Annotated in this window: 19 protein-coding genes and 1 tRNA gene; 6 read left to right on the top strand and 14 right to left on the bottom strand. The window is 67.1% G+C overall.

Translation table 11 applies throughout. The features are described from left to right. Positions 1-873, top strand: a complete 873-nt coding sequence (locus GRX31_RS28570) for a glycosyltransferase family 32 protein (RefSeq protein WP_160855953.1) — start codon at positions 1-3, stop codon at positions 871-873. A 31-nt stretch (positions 874-904) separates the two neighbouring features. Here the strand turns inward: GRX31_RS28570 and GRX31_RS28565 are convergent, their stop codons facing one another. From GRX31_RS28565 to radA, 4 genes are all read right to left on the bottom strand, one after another. Continuing rightward, positions 905-1,114, bottom strand: a complete 210-nt coding sequence (locus tag GRX31_RS28565) for a zinc-finger domain-containing protein (protein WP_160855943.1) — start codon at positions 1,112-1,114, stop codon at positions 905-907. 121 nt (positions 1,115-1,235) lie between these two features. Next, positions 1,236-2,174, bottom strand: coding sequence for a branched-chain amino acid transaminase (locus tag GRX31_RS28560; RefSeq protein ID WP_016453623.1), 939 nt, complete (start codon positions 2,172-2,174; stop codon positions 1,236-1,238). Positions 2,175-2,218: 44 nt separating this feature from the next. Then, positions 2,219-2,665 (bottom strand): hypothetical protein, encoded by a 447-nt coding sequence (locus tag GRX31_RS28555; RefSeq protein ID WP_016448586.1) that lies wholly within the window; start codon positions 2,663-2,665, stop codon positions 2,219-2,221. A gap of 83 nt (positions 2,666-2,748) precedes the next feature. Further along, a complete protein-coding gene (radA, locus tag GRX31_RS28550; protein WP_016448587.1) occupies positions 2,749-4,134 on the bottom strand; it encodes a DNA repair protein RadA in 1,386 nt (461 codons plus the stop codon). 142 nt (positions 4,135-4,276) lie between these two features. On the opposite strand from radA, the gene GRX31_RS28545 reads away from it, so the two are divergent. Further along, positions 4,277-4,353: transfer RNA gene (locus GRX31_RS28545), tRNA-Met, on the top strand. Positions 4,354-4,421: 68 nt separating this feature from the next. On the opposite strand, the gene GRX31_RS28540 is transcribed toward GRX31_RS28545, so the two are convergent. Beyond that, positions 4,422-5,237, bottom strand: a complete 816-nt coding sequence (locus tag GRX31_RS28540) for a siderophore-interacting protein (protein WP_017407487.1) — start codon at positions 5,235-5,237, stop codon at positions 4,422-4,424. Between the two features lie 96 nt (positions 5,238-5,333). On the opposite strand from GRX31_RS28540, the gene GRX31_RS28535 reads away from it, so the two are divergent. Continuing rightward, positions 5,334-5,774 carry a MarR family winged helix-turn-helix transcriptional regulator gene (locus GRX31_RS28535; RefSeq protein WP_016448589.1) on the top strand — a complete coding sequence of 147 codons (441 nt, stop codon included), beginning with the start codon at positions 5,334-5,336 and terminating at the stop codon, positions 5,772-5,774. Here the strand turns inward: GRX31_RS28535 and alr are convergent, their stop codons facing one another. Next, positions 5,775-6,878 carry an alanine racemase gene (alr, locus tag GRX31_RS28530; RefSeq protein WP_160855941.1) on the bottom strand — a complete coding sequence of 368 codons (1,104 nt, stop codon included), beginning with the start codon at positions 6,876-6,878 and terminating at the stop codon, positions 5,775-5,777. 134 nt (positions 6,879-7,012) lie between these two features. Between alr and lplT the strand changes: the two genes are divergently transcribed. Together lplT and GRX31_RS28520 are read left to right on the top strand one after the other, a co-directional pair. Continuing rightward, a complete protein-coding gene (gene lplT / locus GRX31_RS28525) occupies positions 7,013-8,314 on the top strand; it encodes a lysophospholipid transporter LplT (RefSeq protein ID WP_016448591.1) in 1,302 nt (433 codons plus the stop codon). 63 nt (positions 8,315-8,377) lie between these two features. Then, positions 8,378-9,277, top strand: a complete 900-nt coding sequence (locus tag GRX31_RS28520) for a DMT family transporter (protein WP_160855939.1) — start codon at positions 8,378-8,380, stop codon at positions 9,275-9,277. Positions 9,278-9,304: 27 nt separating this feature from the next. On the opposite strand, the gene GRX31_RS28515 is transcribed toward GRX31_RS28520, so the two are convergent. The 5 genes from GRX31_RS28515 to glcE form a co-directional block, all read right to left on the bottom strand. Next, positions 9,305-9,823, bottom strand: coding sequence for an AmiS/UreI family transporter (locus GRX31_RS28515; RefSeq protein ID WP_016448593.1), 519 nt, complete (start codon positions 9,821-9,823; stop codon positions 9,305-9,307). A gap of 309 nt (positions 9,824-10,132) precedes the next feature. Further along, positions 10,133-10,999, bottom strand: a complete 867-nt coding sequence (locus GRX31_RS28510) for a ProQ/FinO family protein (protein WP_160855937.1) — start codon at positions 10,997-10,999, stop codon at positions 10,133-10,135. An 84-nt stretch (positions 11,000-11,083) separates the two neighbouring features. Further along, the gene (gene glcF, locus GRX31_RS28505) at positions 11,084-12,334 is read right to left on the bottom strand and encodes a glycolate oxidase subunit GlcF (protein ID WP_160855935.1); all 1,251 of its coding nucleotides are present in this window, start codon (positions 12,332-12,334) and stop codon (positions 11,084-11,086) included. Positions 12,335-12,395: 61 nt separating this feature from the next. After that, complete coding sequence (locus GRX31_RS28500; protein WP_012202244.1) at positions 12,396-13,178, bottom strand: YoaK family protein; 783 nt, start codon at positions 13,176-13,178, stop codon at positions 12,396-12,398. A 25-nt stretch (positions 13,179-13,203) separates the two neighbouring features. Beyond that, complete coding sequence (gene glcE, locus GRX31_RS28495; RefSeq protein ID WP_160855933.1) at positions 13,204-14,346, bottom strand: glycolate oxidase subunit GlcE; 1,143 nt, start codon at positions 14,344-14,346, stop codon at positions 13,204-13,206. 38 nt (positions 14,347-14,384) lie between these two features. Between glcE and GRX31_RS28490 the strand changes: the two genes are divergently transcribed. After that, entirely contained in the window at positions 14,385-14,522 is a 138-nt protein-coding gene (locus GRX31_RS28490; protein ID WP_156179898.1) for a hypothetical protein, read from the top strand. 16 nt (positions 14,523-14,538) lie between these two features. Here the strand turns inward: GRX31_RS28490 and amt are convergent, their stop codons facing one another. Genes amt through GRX31_RS28475 form a run of 3 tightly spaced genes read right to left on the bottom strand, consistent with a single transcriptional unit; the run spans position 14,539 to position 17,037 of the window. Then, positions 14,539-15,912, bottom strand: coding sequence for an ammonium transporter (gene amt / locus GRX31_RS28485; protein ID WP_026062912.1), 1,374 nt, complete (start codon positions 15,910-15,912; stop codon positions 14,539-14,541). A gap of 31 nt (positions 15,913-15,943) precedes the next feature. Further along, on the bottom strand, positions 15,944-16,282 hold the full coding sequence (locus GRX31_RS28480; protein ID WP_012202241.1) for a P-II family nitrogen regulator: 339 nt from the start codon (positions 16,280-16,282) through the stop codon (positions 15,944-15,946). A 23-nt stretch (positions 16,283-16,305) separates the two neighbouring features. Further along, positions 16,306-17,037 carry a TorF family putative porin gene (locus GRX31_RS28475; RefSeq protein WP_016448601.1) on the bottom strand — a complete coding sequence of 244 codons (732 nt, stop codon included), beginning with the start codon at positions 17,035-17,037 and terminating at the stop codon, positions 16,306-16,308. Positions 17,038-17,646 lie beyond the last annotated feature (609 nt).

Here is a 17,646-nt window from a genome sequence, read left to right as displayed (position 1 = left end):
ATGCCCGCGCCCTTGCAGCTGCCCCCATCGCCCCCGGCAGCCGATGGTCTTGCAGCGGACATCCCGAAGACGATCTGGACGTACTGGAATCACCCAGAGCCCGATGCCTTCGTGCTGTCCTGCATCCAGAGCTGGCGTGTGAACTGCCCCGGATATGCAGTCCATCTGGTACATCCGGGGAACCGGGGTCAGCACGTCCCAGAAGAGGCGCTGCCCGAAAATTTCGCGCGATTATCCCCCACCAAGCAAGCCGACTGGGTCCGCTTGTATCTGGTTGCACGCCATGGAGGCTTCTGGCTGGATGCCAGCATTTTGCTGACCCGCTCGCTGGACTGGATGTTGCCTGCCCGAGGTCCGGCCGAGTTCGTCGGCTTTTATCTGGAAGGCTTCACCCAGGACCCTGAATACCCAGTGATTGAAAACTGGCTGTTTGGCGCGCCAGCAGGTTCGTCCTTCGTGACAGCCTGGCAGCAGGAGTTCCACCAAGCGCTGGTCATTGAGGGTACGCAGAAGTACCTGGAACATGCCCAGGCAGACCCGAGTTGGAAAGCCACTCGACAGGGGATCCCCGACCCAGACTACTTGCTGTGCCACATCGCGGCCCAGCAGGTGCTACGCCGTCAGACCCATGGCCAACTGGTGCTGTACAAGGCCGAAGACACGGCCTTCATCTACCACCGAGCACTCCGCTGGAAATGGTATTTGCTCTACCCGCAACTGTGCCTGGTGCCAGCGGCTGCCAGCGTTGCCCCTCTGGTCAAGCTGCGTGGAGGCGAACGGCGCCACTTTGCCGAGATGCAGGCACTGCATGGCGGTGCCGTTCCAGGCAGTCTTTGGGACCAGGCTTTGCAATTGCGGCCGGCAGCATCCTGAAACAAAAAAGGCGGGCCGAGGCCCGCTTTGCTCAATGCCCGCCTGCGAAGACTTCGCCGGCCTTCAAGCGGTACAGCGTGCCGCAGTAGGGGCACTTGGCCTCGCCGGTGTGGGCCACGTCCAGGTAGACCTTGGGATGGCTGTTCCACAGCCTCATGTCGGCCTTGGGGCTGGGGCAGAACACGCCGCCCTGGGCGTTGAGGTCCTTGGCCGCCAGTTCGACGGTGGCATTCGTTGTCATGCTTGCTTATCTCTTTCGTGGGTATCTGTCATTTTCATCGCCGGGCCGCCCCAAGATGAAAAGCACCCCCTCGGGGGGCAGTGGACCTTGCAAAGCAAGGGTAGCGTGGGGGTCATTTTTCTCAGACCCGAGTCAGCCAATGGGCGTACTTGGGGTTGCGGCCGTTGACGATGTCAAAGAAGGCCTGCTGGATCTTTTCGGTCAGGGGGCCGCGGCTGCCCGCGCCGATCTCGATGCGGTCCACCTCGCGGATGGGCGTGACTTCGGCGGCCGTGCCGGTGAAGAAGACTTCATCGGCGATGTACAGCTCGTCGCGCGTGATGCGCTTTTGCACCACCTCCAGGCCGAGGTCCTTGCAGATGTGCATCACGGTATTGCGCGTGATGCCGTTGAGCGCGCCGGCCGACAGGTCGGGCGTGTAGACCACGCCGTCCTTGATGACGAAGATGTTCTCGCCCGAGCCCTCGGAGACGAAGCCCGAGGCGTCCAGCAGGATGGCCTCGTCGTAGCCGTCGTCCAGCGCCTCGGTGTTGGCCAGGATGGAGTTGGTGTAGTTGCTCACCGCCTTGGCCTGGCTCATGGTGATGTTCACGTGGTGGCGCGTGAAGCTGGAGATCTTGACGCGGATGCCGCGCTGCATGCCTTCCTCGCCCAGGTAGGCGCCCCAGGCCCAGGCAGCCACCATCAGGTGGATGGTGTTGCCCTTGGGCGAGACGCCCAGCTTGCGGTCGCCGATCCAGGTCAGCGGGCGCAGGTAGCACGATTCCAGCTTGTTGGCACGCACGACCTCCACCTGGGCCTGGTTCACCGCTTCCTGGGTGAACGGGATCTGCATGCGCAGGATCTTGGCGCTGTTGAACAGTCGCTTGGTGTGGTCTTCCAGGCGGAAGATGGCCGGCCCCTGTTCGGTCTTGTAGGCCCGAACGCCCTCGAATGCGCCGCAGCCGTAGTGCAGCGTGTGGGTCAGCACGTGGATCTTGGCATCGCGCCAGTCCACCAGCTGTCCATCCATCCAGATCTTGCCGTCACGATCGGCCATCGAGGGAACAACGGGGCTCATAGAAACATCCTTGGGGGTATTGAACAGAACACCAACCCGCTATTTTAGGGCGCGGGGGCTGCCTCGGGGGCCGCCACCGTCTCGGGTTGCGGTTCGGGTTCGGGCGTGGGGCGCACCAGGGTCCACTTCACGAGCCGGCCATGCATGAACTCGCAGGTCACATGGGATTGCGTGCCGTCGGTCCAGCGGTAGATCTCGGGATGCTGGCCGTCTTCGGACAGGCGCTCGCCCAGGGAGCGCGTCATGGCCACCACGTGCATCAGCGAGACCTTGGGCTTGAGCTTGACGTTGAGCATCACGGCGCTGCCCACATAGCCCATGGGGCGGTCCGAGGCCTTCTTCATGATGGACATCAGCCGCGTGAAATGCAGCAGCAGCCACATCATGATGCCGCCGCCCACGGCAACCACGCCCATCCAGCCATAGGACTGGTGCGCAGCCACCAGCAGTACGAGCAGACCCAGGGGAATCAGGATATTGCGCAAATTCATGGCGCCGATTGTCTTATGGAGGCGCCGCAGGACCGCTGCGGACAGTGCGTATGCCCCCGCAATGCGCTCGGCAAGGCAGTGCCTCAGCCCATCCCTCGGACGATGTTCATGGCTTCGTCCACGCGCTCCACGGCATGCACGGTCAGGCCGGGGATGGCCTTCTTGGGCGCATTGGCCTTGGGCACCACGGCCATGGTGAAGCCGAGCTTGGCGGCTTCCTTCAGGCGCTCCTGGCCTCGCGGCGCGGGGCGCACTTCGCCGGCCAGGCCCACTTCGCCAAAGGCCAGGAATCCCTTGGGCAGGGCGCGGCCGCGCAGGCTGGAGGTGATGGACAGCATGACGGCCAGGTCGGCCGCAGGCTCGCTGATGCGCACGCCGCCCACAGCGTTGACGAAGACATCCTGGTCCGCGCAGGCCACGCCCGCATGGCGGCTGAGCACGGCCAGCAGCATGGCCAACCGGTCCCGGTCCAGGCCCACGGACAGGCGCCGGGGCGCGGGGCCGCCCTGGTCGACCAGGGCCTGTATTTCCACCAGCATGGGCCGCGTGCCCTCCAGCGTGACCAGCACGCAGGAGCCCGGTACCGGCTCGCTGTGCTGGGACAGGAAGATGGCGCTGGGGTTGGTGACGCCCTTGAGGCCCTTCTCCGTCATGGCGAAGACGCCGATCTCGTTGACGGCGCCAAAGCGGTTCTTGATGGCGCGCACGAGGCGGAAGTTGCTGTGCGTGTCGCCCTCGAAGTAGAGCACGGTGTCCACCATGTGCTCCAGCACGCGCGGGCCGGCCAGGGCGCCTTCCTTGGTCACATGGCCGACCAGGATCACGGTGATGCCCGTGGTCTTGGCCGCGCGCGTGAGGTGGGCCGCGCATTCGCGCACCTGGGCCACCGAGCCCGGCGCCGAGGACAGCTGGTCCGAGTACACGGTCTGAATGGAGTCGATGACGACCACGGCCGGCTGCGTGGCCTCCATGGTGGCGAGGATCTTCTCCAGCTGGATCTCGGCCAGCACATTGACCTGGCTGGCCTCCAGCCCCAGGCGGCGCGAACGCAGCGCGACCTGGGCACCGCTTTCCTCGCCGGTCACATACAGCGTGGGCAGGCCCACGCGGTGCAGCGCATCCATGGCCTGCAGCAGCAGGGTGGACTTGCCGATGCCGGGGTCGCCACCAATCAGCACCACGCCGCCTTCGACAATGCCGCCGCCCAGCACGCGGTCCAGCTCCTCGATGCCGCTGGGCGTGCGCGCCACGTCCTGGGCCTCGATGGCCGACAGCGGCATCACGGCCTGGGCATTGGCCAGGCCCGCATAGCCCTGCGGCTGGCTGAGCCGGTTCTTGCCCGCGCCCGCAGGCTCGGCAACGGCCTCGATCAGCGAATTCCAGGCCCCGCAGGCCGGGCACTTGCCCAGCCAGCGCGGGCTGGAGCCGCCGCAGGCATTGCAGATGAACGTGGTTTTGTCTTTGGCCATGGGTTGGGCACTATACCGAGCAGTGGCTGCCGCCCCGCCCGCCTGCCTGTTGTCTAACGCAGTTGCGTGACAAAGAGATATCGGTTATAGTTGCCTTCTTCGCTGCACAAAATGCGGCGAAACGAAATTACTGCGGAATTACCGCGCGATGGAGCAGTCTGGTAGCTCGTTGGGCTCATAACCCAAAGGTCGGAGGTTCAAATCCTTCTCGCGCAACCACCACGAAAAAAAGCCCACTTCGGTGGGCTTTTTTTCGTCTGTGCCTTTCTTGCTTTTCTCCACGCAGGTCAGCTGGGATCGTTCAGGTCTTCATGGTGGTCTGCTTGGCCCTGCTTCCAGTACGAGGCCACGCGCATGCGCTTGGGCGCGGCGCCCTTGGCCAGCAGCAGGCGCCGCAGCTCGGCCATGGCGCTGTGCTCGCCCGCCGCCCAGATATATCCGTCGTCGTCCTGGGGAAGCTCCAGCGCCTGCACGGCGTCGGCCAGCGATTCGACCCAGGCACAGTCCAGTTGGGCCGTGCTCTTCCACTGGCGGCGGTCGGCAGGGTTGCGCAGCTGCACGCGCACCACGGCGCGGCTGCCGGCGGGCAGTTCGGCCAGGCGCCGCTCGATGGCGGGCATGGCGGTCTCGTCGCCGAACAGCCAATGCCATGGCAGGTTGGCCGAGATCACCAGGCTGCCGCGCGGCCCGGCCAGGCCCACCCACTGGCCCAGGGGCGCGGTCAGCGCCCATTCGGTGGCGGGGCCGGCATCGTGCAGTGCGAAATCCATGATGAGGTTCTGGCGCGCAGCGTCGTAGCGCAGCGGCGTGTAGTCGCGCAAGGTGGGGCGCTCGTCCTCCACGAAGGTGGGGCGGCCATCGAGCAGCACGGGAAGCGCGGGCAGTTCGCGCCCGGCCTGGGGCAGGATGAGTTTGACGTGGTCGTCAAAGCCCGCGCTGACGAAGTCCTCCAGTTCGGGTCCGCCCAGGGTCAGGCGCACAAAGCCGGGGCTGGGCTGCTCGCGCGAGAGCAATTGCACATGGCGGGCGCGGAAGGGATGGCGGACACGGTGGACGACGGGGGCAGGCGCCACGGCAGAGTTGGCTGGATTGGGCAAGTTCATTGGCGAGACGGCCTGTGACGGCCTAGAATGTTGATTTAGTCCACCAATTCTCTGCCATCCGTTGACTTTGTCAACATATTTCCACAAGACCCTGCCATGAATGCCTCCCTGCCCGCCGATATCTTCGAGGCCATGCACGAGCTGCTGCACCTGTTCCGCTCGCGCATGCGCGAGGACATGGAGTCCATGGAGCCCGGGCTGACGCCCAACGAGGTGCGCGTGCTGATGTACGTGGGCCGGCACCCGGGCCGCACGCAAAGGGATCTGGTCGACCACAGCCACATGGACAAGGCCCAGCTCGCGCGCATGCTGGCGCAGCTGCAGGAGCAGGGATGGCTGGACCGCGAACCGGACGCCCGCGACCGCCGCGTGCGCTGCCTGAGCCTCAGCCCCCAGGGCCAGGCCCTGTTCGACCGGCTGCGCCAGTCGCGCCAGGCGCTGGCGGCGCGGCTGCTCAAGGATTGGGAGCCTGCCGCGCAACAGCAGATGATGGCGCTGCTGGAGCGGGCCAGGGACAGCGTCCAGGCCGCGCCCTGATCAATCGACGGCCTTGTTCACGCGCGGCGCGACGGCGCACATGAGTTCATAGCCCAGCGTGCCGGCCGCCTCGGCCACCTCGTCGATGGGCAGCACGGCGCCGTTGCTGGCGCGGCCCCACAGCGTGACTTCGCTGCCCATGCCGGCATCGGGCACGGGCGTCAGGTCCACGGCCAGCATGTCCATGCTCACGCGGCCCAGGGTGCGGGTGCGCACGCCGTCGACCAGCACGGGCGTGCCGGTGCCGCAGTGGCGCGGATAGCCGTCGGCATAGCCGCAGGCCACGGTGCCCAGGCGCACGGGACCTTCGGCCGTGAAGCGCGATCCATAGCCCACGCTCTGCCCCGCAGCCAGCTGCTGCACGCCGATGATGCGCGAGCTCAAGGTCTGCGTGGGCTGCAAGCCCCAATGGGCCGCCGTGTGCTGCGGATAGTCGGGCGAGCTGCCGTACAGCACGATGCCGGGCCGCACCCAGTCGCAGCGCACCTGGGCATCGTCGCCATGGCGCAGCGTGGCGGCACTGTTGCCCACGCTGCGCTCGCCGGGCAGGTCGCACGTGGCGTCGTGAAAGCGCTGCAGCTGCGCGGAGATGCCCGACTGGCCAGCGCCTGCGTCGGCATCGCTGAAGTGGGTCATGAACGAGATTTCCTCCACCTGGGGCAAGGCATTGAGCCGAGCCCAGGCCGCGCGAAAGCGCTCGGGCGTGAAGCCCAGGCGGTTCATGCCGGAGTTCATCTTGAGGAAGACGCGGTGGCCGTTCTGCGTCTTGTGCGCGGCCAGCCAGTCGATCTGGGCGTCGCAATGCACGGCATGCCAGATGGACAGGCGCGAGCAAAGCTCCAGGTCGCGCGGCTCGAACACGCCCTCCAGCAGCAGGATGGGGCCGCGCCAGCCCAGCTGGCGCACGCGCTCGGCCTCGGCCAGGTCCAGCATGGCGAAGCCGTCGGCGCCGCGCAGGGCCTCGAACACGTTTTCGATACCGTGGCCATAGGCGTTGGCTTTGACCACGGCCCACAATTTGGCATCGGGGACCGCTTGCCGCACCCGCTCCAGATTGTGGCGAAGCGCGGCGGAATGGATGGTGGCAAGAATGGGACGCGGCATGGTTTTCACTCAGTCAGAAGCTTGGGATTCTGGCACTGCCGGCCAAAGGCCGCGTGATATAACCGCCAGTCACTTGCCACGGGGCCCTTATTTAACCGGTCAGCAGCCCTGCGGCTGACCCCATCTGCCTATCCATGAAGCGCGGTTTCTACACCATCATGTCAGCGCAGTTCTTCAGCTCGCTGGCAGACAACGCCCTGTTCGTGACCGCCGTGGAACTGCTGCGCACCAATGGCGCCCCCGAGTGGCAGCGCGCCGCCCTGGTGCCCATGTTCGCGCTGTTCTACGTGATCCTGGCCCCCTTCGTCGGCGCCTTTGCCGACGCCCTGCCCAAGGGGCGGGTGATGTTCATCAGCAATGCGATCAAGATCGTGGGCTGCCTGATGATGCTGTTCGGCAACCATCCGCTGATCGCCTACGCCGTGGTCGGCCTGGGCGCAGCGGCCTACTCGCCGGCCAAGTACGGCATCCTCACCGAGCTGCTGCCCGCCTCCCAGCTGGTCAAGGCCAATGGCTGGATCGAGGGGCTGACCATCACCTCCATCATCCTGGGCGTGCTCGTGGGCGGGCAGTTGCTGAGCCCGGGCATCTCGACCCATCTGCTGGACTTCGACCTGCCGCTGCTGGACACGGGCGTGGACACTGCGGCCGAAGCGGCGATTGCCGTGCTGGTCGGCGTCTATGCGCTGGCCGCCTGGTTCAACCTGCGCATTCCGCTGACCGACACCATCCTGCGCCCGCTGCGCCAGGACCCCAGCAAGAGCCTGCTGGCCAACACCCTGGCCCTGCTGCCCGACTTCTGGACCTGCAGCCAGCGGCTGTGGGGGGACAAGCTGGGCCAGATCTCGCTGTCCACGACCACGCTGTTCTGGGGCGTGTCGGGCAATCTGCGCTACATCGTGCTGGCCTGGGGCGCGGCGGCCCTGGGCTACGGCACCTCCCAGGCATCGGCCCTGGTGGGCGTGGTGGCCATCGGCACGGCGGCAGGCGCCATCCTCGCATCCATGCGCATGCGGCTGGACAATGCCACGCGCGTCATTCCGCTGGGCATCACCATGGGCCTGCTGGTGATCGCCATGATCTTCATCCACAGCGTGTGGGTGGCCATTCCCTTCCTGATCCTGCTGGGCGGCCTGGGCGGCTTCCTGGTCGTGCCCATGAATGCGCTGCTGCAGCACCGCGGCCACAACCTCATGGGCGCGGGCCGCTCGATTGCCGTGCAGAACTTCAACGAGCAGGCCTGCATCCTGGCGCTGGGCGCCTTCTATGCGCTATCCACCAAGTTCGGGCTGTCGGCCTTTGGTGCCATCACGGTGTTCGGCCTGGTGGTGGCCGGCATCATGTGGCTGATCGGACGCTGGCACAGGAACAACCTGCGCCAGCATCCCGAGGAAGTCGAGCGCCTGCTGGCGATTGCCCGCAAGGATTGCCACTAGCCTGCCCTTGTCCCCACGGCGTCCGGAGCAGGCCTTGCCTGCCCGGGCGTTTTTCATTGCCCCATGCATAGCCCGCTGCCCGTTCTCGCCCTGCTGTTCAACACCCTGGTCTGGGGTCTGGCCTGGTGGCCGTTCCGCGCCATGCACGAGGCCGGCCTGCATCCGCTGTGGGCCACGGCGCTGATGTATGCCCTGGTGCTGGCGGGGCTGGTGGCGCTGCGCCCGGCCAGCCTGCGCCAGGCGCTGCAGTACCCGGCGCTGATACTGCTGGGCGCCTGCGCGGGCAGCAACAACATCGCCTTCAACTGGGCAGTGACCATTGGCGATGTGGTGCGCGTGGTGCTGCTGTTCTATCTGATGCCGGCATGGTCTGTGCTGCTGGCCTGGAAGATCCTGGGCGAGCGGCCCACGCCGGCCGCGCTGACGCGGCTGCTGCTGGCCTTCGGCGGGGTGGCGCTGGTGCTGGTGCCCGAGGGCACATTCAGCGGCGGCTCGCCCGGGCTGCTGCGCGGCCTGTCGCTGGCCGACGGCCTGGCACTGTTCGGCGGCTTCACCTTCGCGCTGACCAATGTGCTGCTGCGCCGCCTGCAGGCCGTGCAGGCGCAGGCGCGCATGCTGGCCATGTTCAGCGGCTGCATGGCGATGGGCCTGTTCAGCGCCTTTGCAGGCAGCAGCGTGGGCCTGGTGCCGCCGCTGCCGGCTCCGCAGGCCGGCTGGATGCTGATCGCCGCCTGCCTGGCCATGCTGCTGATGCTGGGCAACTGGGCGCTGCAGTTCGGCGCCGCGCGCCTGCCGGCCGGCGTGACGGCCGTGGTCATGCTGGCCGAAGTGGTGTTCGCCAGCGTCTCCTCGGTGCTGATTGCAGGCGAGGTGCTGACGCCTCGCACGCTGCTCGGCGGCGCCTGCATCATCGCGGCCGCGCTGCTGTCTGCGCTGGCGCATGCACGACGGCGTGGGGCTTGACGCCCTGCCCGCACCAACGCTGCGCAATCAGCCCGTGAGCTGCCCGGCCAGCAGCAGGTAGCCCGGCAGCCAGCCTGTGAGCACGCCCTGCGCAATGCACAGCGTGCCCGTCATGCGGCCGATGTTGCGGCCCAGGGCCAGCAGCATGAAGAACATGGCCCACAGCACGGCCCAGGCCGCCCAGTTGGCGGCCATCCACCAGTCGATGGCAGTGCGGGCGCCGATCAGCGAATCGATGGCCACCGGCACGGCCGTGATCGCCACGAAGAGGCTGAACCAGCCCAGGCCCCGGCCATCGGCCCCCGTGAAGCGGTTGATGGCCACCCACAGGTAGGTGAAGGCGAACAGCAGGGTGAGCGCGCCGGTCTTGACAGAGGCCGCATCAGGCTCGGGCCCGAAGGCCGAGGCCAGGCCGATGATCAGCGAGACCAGGCCCGCGAACACGTTGATGACCCAGATTTCCCGGTCGGCAATGCGCCCCAGCATCCACAGGCCATTCAGGCACAGCACGGCGCCCACGTAGAACAACGACAAACCCAGCCACATCGCAAGTCTCCTTTTGCTTTTTTGCTTTTGAAGTGCCTTGCGCGCCCTTGCCAGACCACGGGAACGAGCGCGCACGGCAAGGCGCCGCCGCCCCGTGGCCGGGTGCAGCGGCGTCCGTGAAACAGTTCATCCCCGGGCCCGCCCCTGGTGGGCATCTGCGTGCTGGCGGAGGGTCCGCTGCAGAGATGCCGCCTGTGATCCAGGGCGGGTTCACCGGCGCGGCCCTTGCCAGGCATGCGGCGGTGGAGTGTGCCGGCAGACGGTGCTACCGGTCTTTGGCGCCGGTCCTTGGTGCCGGTCCTTGGTACCTCAGGCCGCCTGCGTCTGCAGGCGACGGCGGGCGCGTTCCAGCTGCTGCGCCACCTGGCGCGGGTTCATGCCGTACATGTCGGCAAAGCCGGCTTCGGAGGTCTGGCCGCTGGCCTCGAAGGCGCGCAGCAGAGCTTCGTCTCGTGCAGAACGCGCATCGGCTTCGGCCAGGGCCTCGGCCACCAGGGCGTTGGTGGCCTCGTCACGGCCCTGCACGCGCGCCGCATAGTCGTCGCGGGACAGGCCCGAGGCCTCGTAGGCGGCGATGATGCGGTTGCGCAGCTTGGGCGCCAGGTCTTCGGGCGAGCGGTGCTGGCGGCGACGGAAGACTTCGATCAGCGCATGGTGCACATGCTCGGGCGCCATGGGCTCGACCGATTGGCCCTGCAGGTCATGGCGCGCCTGGCCGCTGGCCACCACGGTGAGGTAGCGGCTCGAGCGTGTGTGCTGGGACAGGGCCAGCTTGAGCTGGTCGCGGTCGATGGCTTCGGGATGGGCGGCCAGCAGGTCCTCGAAGATGCCGCGCTTGAGCGGCAGGGGCTGCTCGCCGAACAGGTTCGGATGCCATTGGGCCAGTTGCGCCAGCAGCGGATGCTGGGTGCGCACGGGCCTGGAAGCGTTGGCCTCGGCACTGCCGGCCGCGCCGGATGCGGCGTCGGCGGCAGGCTCGGTGGCCTTGCCCTTGTTGCGGCCACGTCCGCCGCGGCGCGAGCGCTTGCGGCCCTGGCCATCGGCGCTGGCTGCAGCCTGCGGCTCGGTGCCGGCAGCGGCGTCCGCCGGCAGCGCGGCGCTCTGTTCTTGCGGTTCAGACACGGATTCAGTCATGGCGGAGCACGTGGGCTTGGAGAAAACGAAACCCCGCATCATGCCAGCATTGCAAAGGCTTGCGCGGGCATAGGCCCCACGGCGTCGCGCTGGAGGCACAGATGCGCATTCGGTACGCGGCTGGTCTCAGGCCAGCAGGGCCTCGTCCAGCACCTCGATCCAGTGGCGCACGGGCAGGTCCGTGCCGTTTTGCAGGTGGACGATGCAGCCCATGTTGGCCGAGAGGATGGCGGCGGGCCGCTGGGCATCGAAGCCTTCGGTCAGCGCACCGATCTTGCGGTCGCGCAACTGGTGCGAGAGTTCGGGCTGCAGCACCGAGTAGGTTCCCGCCGAGCCGCAGCACAGGTGCGATTCGGTGCGCGCCACGCGCAGCTCGAAGCCCAGCCTGGCCAGATGGGTTTCCACGCCGCCGCGCAGCTTTTGCCCGTGCTGCAACGTGCAGGGCGGGTGGTAGGCCATGGGCGCGGCCGGTGCGCGCACCCTGCCGTGCAGGCGCTCGGCCAGCTCGGGCAGGAGCTCAGGCAGCAGCTCGCTCAGGTCGCGCGTGAGGGCGCTGATGCGCGCGGCCTTGTCCGCGTACTGCGCATCGTCCTTGAGCAGGTGGCCGTACTCCTTGACGGTGACCCCGCAGCCCGAGGCGTTCATGACGATGGCCTCCACCGCGCCGCTGTCCACCTGGGGCCACCAGGCGTCGATGTTGGCGCGCATCTGCGCCTTGCCGCCTTCCTGGTCGTTGAGGTGGAATTTCACGGCACCGCAGCAGCCGGCGTTGGGAGCGATCACGGTCTGTATGCCGGCCGCATCCAGCACGCGCGCCGTGGCGTAGTTGATGCGCGGCATCATCGCGGGCTGCACGCAGCCGGCCAGCAGCAGCACCTTGCGCGCATGCTCGCGCACGGGCCAGCGGCCCGCGTCCTGCGGCTGGGGCACTTTCTCGGCCAGGACTTCGGGCAGCAGGCCGCGCACGGCCTGGCCCAGCTTCAGGGCCGGGGCGAACAGCGGCGAGTTCAGCCCCTCCTTGAGCGCCCAGCGCCTGGCGCGCTCGCCGAAGGGGCGCGGCACCTGCTCCTCGACGATCTTGCGGCCTATGTCCACCAGGTGGCCGTACTGCACGCCGCTGGGGCAGGTACTTTCGCAGTTGCGGCAGGTCAGGCAGCGGTCCAGATGCTGCTGGGTGGCGCGCGTGGGGGTCTCGCCCTCCAGCACCTGCTTGATCAGGTAGATGCGGCCACGCGGCCCGTCCAGCTCGTCGCCCAGCAATTGGTAGGTCGGGCAGGTGGCCGTGCAAAAGCCGCAGTGCACGCACTTGCGCAAAATGGCTTCGGCCTCCTGGCCCTCGGGCGTGGCGCGGTACTGGGGTGCGAGTTGGGTCTGCATGGTGGGGCTCTTGTTGTATGGGTATCCGGGAACGGTCAGGCACGGCAGCCGGACACGGCGGTCATGCGCGAGGCGCGGCCCGCCGGCCCAGCAGCAGGGGCAACCGCGCACGGTCGGCCCACAGCGGCGGCAGGGACAGCAGGCACAGCACCACGGCCAGCGGCACGACGAAGACGAAGCCCAGGTGCCTGAAACCCAGCGCGCCCGCAATGCCGCCCAGCAGGAACATGGACAGCAGCCCTGCGAACAGCCGCAGCCGCACATGGTTGGCGTGGACCCGGTGCTCGGGCGGGCTGCCATGGCGATTCCAGTAGAGGGCTCGACCCAGCTCCATGCCCAGGTCGGTGATCACGCCCGTCATGTGCGTGGTGCGGATCTGCGAGGACGACATCTTGGTCACCGTGGCGTTCTGCAATCCCATGATGAAGGACAGCAGCAGCACGGCCAGCGGCACGGCGAACGGCGTGGGCCAGGCCAGCATGGCCGCGCCCAGCACGCCGAAGAGCAGCATCAGCGCGGCTTCCAGCAGCAGCGGCAGCGCATAGCTGCTGCGCAGCCGGTGGTGGCGCGCCCAGTTAACCAGCAGCGACGTCGCGGCCGCGCCGCACAGAAAGGCCAGCAGCGCGCCGCAGGCACTGAGCACCAGCGCCGTATTGCCCAGCACGAGGTTGTCGGCCAGCAGCGAGACAAAGCCCGTCATGTGCGAGGTATAGGAGTGCACCAGCAAAAAGCCGCCCGCATTCACCGCACCCGCATTGAAGGCCAGCAGCAGGCCCAGCGTGCGGTTGCTGGCCACCGTGCGGTGCCGGTCCGTGAGCAGGTGCAGGTGGTGGCGCATGCGCATGGGCGGAGCCAGGCGTTGGCCCGGCCTACCAGGCGGCGGCCAGCCGGCCGCGGTTGAAGATGCCCGCAGGATCGAAGGCCTGCTTGAGCCGTGCATGCAGCGCGGCCGTGGCATCGGCCGCCTGGGCGTCGAAATCGGGCTCGGCGCCGGGCTGCCCCGTTGCCTCGGAGCGGAACAAGGTGGCCGATCCGCCCGCTGCTTTTGCCAGCGCGCGAAGCGCATGGCCCAGCGCACGCGGCGCCTGTACCCAGCGCAATGCGCCGTGCCATTCGACCAGGGGCCCCTTGCAGCCGTCAGGCAGCGCCAGGGCCGGAGCCGTCTGCGGCACGGACAGGCGCCACAGCGCATGGCCCGGTGCGCGTGCGGTGAACCAGGGCAGCTGGTGCTCCCGGCAGGCCTGCCAGTCGGCCGCAGCGCTGTGCATGCGCTCGCCCCCCAGGCGCCCGCAGGCCGCCTGCACGGCGGCACGCGCACCGCGCAGGCGCAGGTACAGCACGCCCTGGGCCGCGCTGTCTTCCTGCAGCCAGCAGCTGGCATTGAGCGGCAGCGGCTGTCCGCCCCAGGCATTGAGCCAGTCCAGCGCCTGCTGCTGCGTGCATTCGAAGCGCAGCGTGGCCTCGGCCGGCGCCACGGGCAGCACCTTGAGGCTGACCTCGGTGATCAGGCCCAGCGTGCCCCAGGAGCCCGCCATCAGCCGCGAGACGTCGTAGCCCGCCACGTTCTTCATGACCTGGCCGCCATAGCGCAGCAGCTCGCCCTGGCCGTTGATCATCTCCAGCCCCAGCACGAAGTCGCGCACGGCCCCCACGCTGGCGCGCGCCGGCCCGGACAGGCCGCTGGCCACCATGCCACCCACGGTGGCGCGGCCCGCGTCTTGGCCATCGAAATGCGGAGGCTCGAAGGCCAGGCACTGGCCCTGTGCGGCCAGCAGGGCCTCGACCTCGGCCAGCGGCGTGCCGGCGCGTACGGTCACGACCAGCTCGCTGGGCTCATAGCTGACCACGCCGGCCAGCGCCCGCGTGTCCAGCAGCTCGCCCTGCAGGGCCAGGCCGTGAAAATCCTTGGTGCCGCCACCGCGTATGCGCAGCGGCGTGGCGTCGGCCGCCGCGGCGCGCACGCGCTCGGCGATCTGGATGAGTTGGCTTTGGGCTGAATCCATGGCCTGCATGGTAGCGGCTGGGCCCTTTTGCGCCTCGGTGCGGGCCCGTGAATTTTTTGAACGGCGCGCTTGAAGTTCTGCGGGCGGCGCAAAACAGCCGGGACGAAAAGGCAAAGACGCCATCTCTGCAGCGGCTCCAAAGCAAAAAAGGCCCCGGTGCAAGCACCGAGGCCAATCCGCAATGAACTCCCTGGAAACCGATCAGCGGTAGTACGCCACCTCGCCGTGCGTGGTGATGTCCAGGCCCTGGCGCTCGGACTCTTCGCTGACGCGCAGGCCGACGACCAGGTCGCAGATCTTGTAGGAGATGCCAGCCACCACACCGGACCAGACGATGGTCAGCAGCACGCTCTTGACCTGCACCCACACTTGATGGCCCATGTTGAAGTTTGCCGGCTCGATGCCGCCCAGGCTGGAGGCGCAGAACACGCCGGTCAGGATGGCGCCCAGGATGCCGCCCACGCCGTGCACGCCGAACACGTCGCAAACGTCATCGACCTTGAGCAGCTTCTTCAGGCCGGACACACCCCACAGGCAGACGGGACCGGCGATCAGGCCCATGACGATGGCGCCCATGGGGCCCACGAGGCCGGCCGCCGGGGTGATGACCACCAGGCCGCCCACGGCGCCCGAGGCAGCACCCAGCATCGAGGCCTTGCCCTTGTGCAGGGCTTCAGCGGCCAGCCAGGAGATGGTGGCGGCGCCCGTGGCGACGATGGTGTTGATGAAAGCCAGGCCGGCGATGCCGTTGGCAGCACCTGCCGAGCCGGCGTTGAAGCCGAACCAGCCCACCCACAGCAGCGAGGCACCGACCATGGTCAGCGTCAGGCTGTGCGGAGGCAGGGCCTCACGGCCGAAGCCGATGCGCTTGCCCAGCATGTAGGAACCCACCAGTCCAGCGATACCGGCGTTGATGTGCACCACGGTGCCGCCTGCGAAGTCCAGCGCGCCGTCCTTGCCCAGCAGGCCGCCGCCCCAGACCATGTGGGCCATGGGGATGTAGCTGAAGGTGAACCACAGCACCGAGAACAGGATCACGGCAGAGAACTTGATGCGCTCGGCGAAGGCGCCGACGATCAGGGCCACGGTGATGGCGGCGAACGTGGACTGGAAGGCCACGAACACGTACTCGGGAATGGTCGGCAGTGCGCCGGCCAGCGTGTCGGGCGCAATGCCCTTGAGGAAGATCTTGCCGAAGCCGCCGAAGAAGTTGCCTTCGCCCGCAAAGGTCAGCGAGTAGCCGTAGACGGCCCACAGCAGCGTGATCAGCGAGAAGATCACGAACACCTGGCAGAGCACGGACAGCATGTTCTTGGTGCGCACCAGGCCGCCGTAGAACAGTGCCAGGCCCGGGATCACCATCAGGATCACCAGCATGGTCGAGGTCAGCATCCAGGCCGTGTCACCGGCGCTGAGCGCGGGGGCCGGCGCCTCGGCTGCCGCCGCGGCGGCGGGGGCTGCCGCAGCGGCCGCATCGGCAACGGCTGCAGCGGCGGCGGGCTCCTGTGCCAGGGCAGCGGCGCCTGCGGCCAGCAGGCCCAGCCCCAGGCCCATGGAAAGAAGTCGTTTGGTCATGGCAGTCTTTCGGGAAACGTGGGGTTGAAACTCACAGTGCGCTGTCGCCGGTCTCGCCGGTACGGATGCGGACGGCCTGCTCGATGGGCAGCACGAAGATCTTGCCGTCACCGATCTTGCCGGTGCGCGCAGCGGCCTCGATGGCATCGATCACCTGGTCCACCAGTGCGTCGGGCACGGCGGCCTCCAGGCGCAGCTTGGGCAGGAAATCGACCACGTATTCCGCGCCGCGGTACAGCTCGGTATGGCCCTTTTGGCGGCCGAAGCCCTTGACTTCGGTCACGGTGATGCCCTGCACGCCGATGTCGGAGAGCGCCTCGCGCACCTCGTCCAGCTTGAAGGGCTTGATGATGGCGGTCACCAGTTTCATGATGCTTAGCTCCTCAGGTCCGGTTACAGGGTCTTGGTCAGCGTCACGATCAGGCGGGCCTTGTTGACGTCACCAAAGTAAGACTTCTTGTTCGCACCCGTGACGGCCGCGCCCAGCGACACGCCGTCGCCGAAATCGTAGGCACCGCCCACGCTGTAGTCCATATAGTTGGGCACGCCCAGGCCCTTGATGTCGCTGGCAAAGCGCGTAAAGCCCAGCGAGGCCTTCACGGTCACCTTGGGCATGACTTCCTTGCTGAAGCCCAGCCACAGGTAGCCGGTATTGCGGCCCGACAGGCCCGAGCCGGCTTTCTCGCCCGCCCAGCCGAAGTAGTCCTTGGATACGGTGTGCGAATACTTGGCCGTGAACGGGCCGTACGTGGCCGCGCCATACAGCTCGGTGGTGTTGCCGCTGGAGTTGCCCGAGTACAGGTATTGCAGGGCACCGAAGTCCAGGTCCACCTCGCCGGCCTTGAACTTGTAGCCACCGTAGAAGTCGGTTTCCAGGGAGTTGCCCGGCAGCCAGTCCACGCTGGAGTTCCAGTTGCCGATGTACCAGCCGCTGTCGCCGAAGGTGTAGTCGAAGCCGCCTTGCAGGGCAGGCTTGACGGCCTTGTTGCGTCCCGTGTCCTGGTCCTGTCCGCGGAACTTGTAGTTCGTCGTCAGGGACACATTGGCCGTGAGCTGGGCGTGGGCCCAGAGCGGAGCGATGGCGACACAGGCAATGGCGAGCGACTTGAGGCTGGCACGGGACATGGGATCCTCCGGTTTGAAAAATTTCGTGACAACCGGGTTAAGCACGGACCGTGCCAGTCTTTTCTGCTGGGTGGGGCGCCTTCCGGCCCACCAATGCAGCACCGCAGCATCCTCCCATGCACCGGCTTTGTGCAGAAGTTCTGCACCGTTACGGTGATAGCGGTCGCTCACATGGTATCTCACCAAAAATGCACCAAAAAAGTGCAAATGCTTTCATGCCCAGTACAGCACATTCCCAGGTCGCCTGCCACAGCACATGATCAGCCAAGTCTGGATTACCTGATTTTGGAACATGCCTGATTGGATAGCCTGCCATTCAAATACATGCCTGTATCCAAGATGGGAAATTGCTTACATTTACAGGATGTATCTGACCCTGCATTTGATTGCCCTATAGCCATCGGCTTGTCTATGATCCCCGCTCACCAAGAGACGGGAGGCCGCCCCCAGGGCGGTTCATACAATGACACGCCGAGTCACCATCCATACGCCATTGGGCGATGAACTGCATTTCCGTGAATTGCGCGGCCAGGAAAACATCAGCCAGCTCTTCAGCCTCGATGTGGAAATGCTCAGCGAAAACGAAAGCATCGATCCCAAGGCCCTATT

The sequence above is a fragment of the Delftia sp. CH05 genome, assembly GCF_009827015.1.
Lineage (GTDB): Bacteria > Pseudomonadota > Gammaproteobacteria > Burkholderiales > Burkholderiaceae_C > Comamonas > Comamonas tsuruhatensis.
This window is presented reverse-complemented; position numbering and strand designations above follow the sequence as displayed.